This is a genomic window from Bartonella sp. LB28NMGDW (assembly GCF_042194435.1).
In the GTDB taxonomy this organism is placed as follows: domain Bacteria; phylum Pseudomonadota; class Alphaproteobacteria; order Rhizobiales; family Rhizobiaceae; genus Bartonella; species Bartonella grahamii.
Genome location: NZ_JBHIMX010000042.1, coordinates 1 through 4,180 on the forward strand (window position 1 = coordinate 1; position 4,180 = coordinate 4,180).

General features: G+C 39.5%; 3 protein-coding genes. All 3 read left to right on the forward strand.

The window, feature by feature from the left end:
* The coding region (locus ACFIKG_RS08700; RefSeq protein WP_375652133.1) for a DUF637 domain-containing protein at positions 1 to 1,859 on the forward strand (1,859 nt) is incomplete at its 5' end.
* 135 nt (positions 1,860 to 1,994) lie between these two features.
* Positions 1,995 to 2,348, forward strand: coding sequence for a hypothetical protein (locus tag ACFIKG_RS08705; RefSeq protein ID WP_183194745.1), 354 nt, complete (start codon positions 1,995 to 1,997; stop codon positions 2,346 to 2,348).
* 6 nt (positions 2,349 to 2,354) lie between these two features.
* On the forward strand, positions 2,355 to 4,180 hold a 1,826-nt coding region (locus ACFIKG_RS08710), incomplete at its 3' end, for a DUF6990 domain-containing protein (RefSeq protein ID WP_375652134.1).

Consider the following 4,180-nt stretch of genomic DNA (forward strand, 5'->3'; position numbering starts at 1 on the left):
ATGTCACCATAGATGCTAAAGGTGGCATGAAGATTGATGCGGGTGATGGCATTGTTGTTGAATATGAGGCAACTGGTGATTTAGACAAATCTCTTGAGCAATTGTCTCGCTCTCCAGGCATGGCATGGATCAAGCAACTGCGTGATGATCCAGAATTATCCAAGCAAGTGGATTGGCAAGCAGTTAAGGCTGAATTTAAAGACTGGGATTATAAAGCCCAAGGATTGACAGAAGCCGGCGCAGCTATCGTGGCATTGGCTGTCACGGCGGTTACGGGCGGAGCAGCCTCGGGCGCTGCCAGTGCCATTACCGGTGCTTTGGGGCTTGGCTCGAGTACCGCCATGAATGCGGCGATACAGGCTGGTGTCCAAGCGCTGATTAACAAAAGCGCTGTGGCTCTTGTCAATAATCGCGGCAATATTGCCGGCGCCTTGCATGAGCTTGGTTCTTCCAAGAATATTCTCAGCATTGTTTCGTCGATGTTGACAGCAGGCTTAACCAGCCAAATAACGGAAATGGCAGGTGTTGGACAATCTTTGCCAAAAACCGCTCCTTTTGTCGATCGCATTGCCCTTGAAGCGGAAAAGAACCTGATCAAAGCCGCCATTGGCACGAGCGTTCAAACGGCTCTTGAGGGTGGCTCTCTTGACAAGAACTTTTTTAACAATCTGCGCATCGCCCTGTCTGATACGATTGGCAAATCGTTGGCGGAAGAAATCGGTACCGCCAAGGCAGAAGGCAAAATAGATACGGTCACACAAATCGTTGCCCACGCCGGTCTTGGCTGTTTAAAAGGCGCTGTTGCGAGTGGTGCTTGCACGGCCGGTGCTGTGGGGGGGGCTGTGGGTGAAGCCACTGCTATGCTCCAGTTTAAACTGTGGTCTAAAAATTTAATACAAAAAGAAATAGCAGCATTGGATGGTCGTATTCCAACGGCAGAAGAACAAGCGCGTATAAACGCAAAGATTGATGCGCAGTTTGCTGACTTTAGAGACCACACCATTGATGTCGCACGGGCTGCCGGGGGCGTTGCCGCTGCCCTTGCTGGTGGCGATGTTGATGCCGGCGCCGATGCCGCTGGTAATGCCGCGGAGAATAATTTTCTTCCTGCGGTAGCAGCATTAGCAGCATTCATTGTGTCGCTTACACCAGAAGAGTTGGCAGCTCTGTCTCTTTTTATGGCTGGCGGAGCAACTGTTGTTGGATCCTCTAGCAATGGGACGGCTATAGCTGATTTTCTTGCCTATTGGTTTGCATCGAAAAATTCTGCAGAAGATAGCGAAAAAACAAATCAAAACTCACAAGAAGAAAAAAATAAAGATTCTCAGAAGGAAAGTAAAAATAAGAAAAAAAACGGAAACAATAAAGAACCACAAAACAATAATGATGGAAAGGGTAACATACTTGCACAAGTCAGGAAGCATCATGATAAAAAACGCGATGAGAAAAAACAAGAATTAAAGAATGAAGGATGTATAGTATGCGAGACAGAAATAGTATTCAAAACTAAGACGGATAAGGGGGTAGTAAAATCTCGTGCGGATATCGTTTATATAAAGAATGGTAAAATAAAAATTGGCGAGGTAAAAACGGGGAAGAATGCTACATTAAGTGAACAACAAAAGATTTTAAAAGAGGCATATAAAGAAGGAAATGCTGAGTCCACAAAAGGAAAATTTATAAAATTTTTTAAAGAGAACAAAGAGTTCTTAGAGAAATATCAAGAATCGTTCAAAGATTTTAAAGGAAGTGATAAAGAATTAAACGAGGCTAGTAAAGAATGGATTAAAGAACAATTGAATAATAAGTTAGACAAAACTGACGTTAACGTTTTTCATTATCCAGGACTTTTTGAATGAAAGTGAATAGCGATGCGAACTAAAGACGTGACAGAGATTTTAAAAACGCTTGGCTGGGAGACGAAAGATCAACTATTATTTACAGTGGTAGAACAGTATTAGCGTGAATAAACTGCGACTTATGGAGAATAATCTATGAACTTTTCGTTAAAAAAAATACATCGCCCTGATATTATTTATGTGGAGAAAGGTGTATTAAAAGTTATTGATATAAAAACTGGTAATTTTCAATTAACAGAATGTCAAAAAGATTTTGAAATAGCGTATAAAACAGGAGATGCAAAACCTTTTGGAAAAATTATGAAACGCTATCTAGGGGAAAATAAGGAACAGCTTAATAAATACCAAGAAGATTTGAAAAAATTTGAAGGAGATGCAGAGCTTCTGAAAGAGTTTAGAGACAATTGGAGTGAAAATCAAATAAACAAAGAGTGGAATAGAATAATTCCTTATACAGTTAGCTGTTATCCGGCGGTTGGAGAAGAGTGAAACATTATGCAAACTAAAGATGCAGCAGAAATATTAAAAAGTCTGGGCTGTGAGCTCTATCGTGATGAAGTAGGCGATACATTTGCCTATTATTATCTTCCGGATCGCATTGTGGATTTGAGCTATGGTGTGAAACATGAAACGGATGGTGAAAAATTTTGGTTATTAGCTAGTCTCACAACGGCTTCTTATAGTCTTGCTTGTGAATATTCTAGGGGGCAAAAGTCACGGTATGGATATATACTCTATCCAGAAATAGGTGATTTCGGGGTTACGGTACCGGATCTTTCAGAAAGTCATATTGAATCTGCTTTAAACAAAGTCATTACTTGGGCAAAAACACGAAATATTAAACAAAAATTACATGAAGAAGCTGCTAATCATTCTCTTGTTGCAAAGGCTCTTCTCGGCGAGATAGAAGCTTTAAGGAGTTATGAGTCTACGCCCAAAATAAACGTATCAGAATTTTCTGATTATAAAATGATGACGTGGAATGAACGCTTGCTTCTTTTTGCACAGGCCTATAAAAATGGGGAATTAGACGATATTCTAACGCGCAATAAGCCAAAACAGCGCTCGATAAATCTCATCGCAGCAAGTCGCATCCTCAAAACGCGAGGATGGATTGCTATGGAACCTGAGAGAATGTTTCTCTCTTTGCCAGACCGTTTTATTCAATTTGATTTTGGCTTTATACGTCTTCCTGATAATTACAATGTTCGTCTTGAAGCTGAAATATCTAATGAAAAGATTTCTGTAGCTTGCAAATATATTCACTATAGGAGAGAATATAATTGGATACGACCTACGGATATTTATAAGTCTTTTAACACGATAGGAGGAGGGATTTTTAGTGGTTTTGGCAAGGAAATTGATATTTGTGTAGAGGAATTGAATGAGCAAGAGTTAACAAAAATCTCTGAGCGGATAATACAGTGGGCACGTGCCCAAGATTTACAAGCATCAATAGAAAGCAAAACACGTGTTCAAAAGTATAGCTACAATATAGATATAGTCTGGCATTTGGCTTGTTTAGCGTTGACAGGTCGAATTGATATCCTGAAATCTTATAAAAATTTTCTAGAAGCTGGTACGATTTCTGAACATTTGGATGATGATGAAGTAGAAAAATATGTTAACCATGCCTTTGAATTTGCTGAAAAACATCTGAAAATCCTTAATGAGCGAGAGTCAGCAGAAGCACATCTCAGTCCACAAGTTTTGATTACTTTCAATAAAGTTACAGAGCAATTAAAAGAAATGGGGTGGACAGTTTATCGTGATAAAAACTACAATCGCAATGCTTATTTTGTAAGTAAAGACCGTATTATCAATATAATGTATAACCTTCAAAGTGATGAAGAAGAGCCGATTGTTGCATTTAAGGCTTCCCTTTCAACACTTAGTTTTTCTACGGCTCATAGAGAGATTTTCTATAATATGCCTCAATATATAGCCCTCAAAGAAGCAGAAGAAGTTTATACAGTTTCTACTACTGAATTGGATGAAGGCAAGCTAAAACAGATCAGTGCGGATGTTCTTGAATGGGCTGATCGGCAAAATATTAATCAAATCATTTATGATTATGCGGCTTTGCCAACAAACAGTGAACTTGATCTTGTAGCGCGTCACCTTATTGCGCTTGTTTTGATTGGGGATGTTGAAAAGCTCAAATCTTATAAGGAGAATTTTAGAAAGGGAAATTCTTTAGGTTTTGTGGAAGAAATCTCAAAATATAGAATTGATAATCTCCTCACTCTTGCACGGGGTTATCGAGCAGGTTTTCCGAAAAATGCACCGATTTTAAGCTTGGATCCGCAAACAGCATCTGT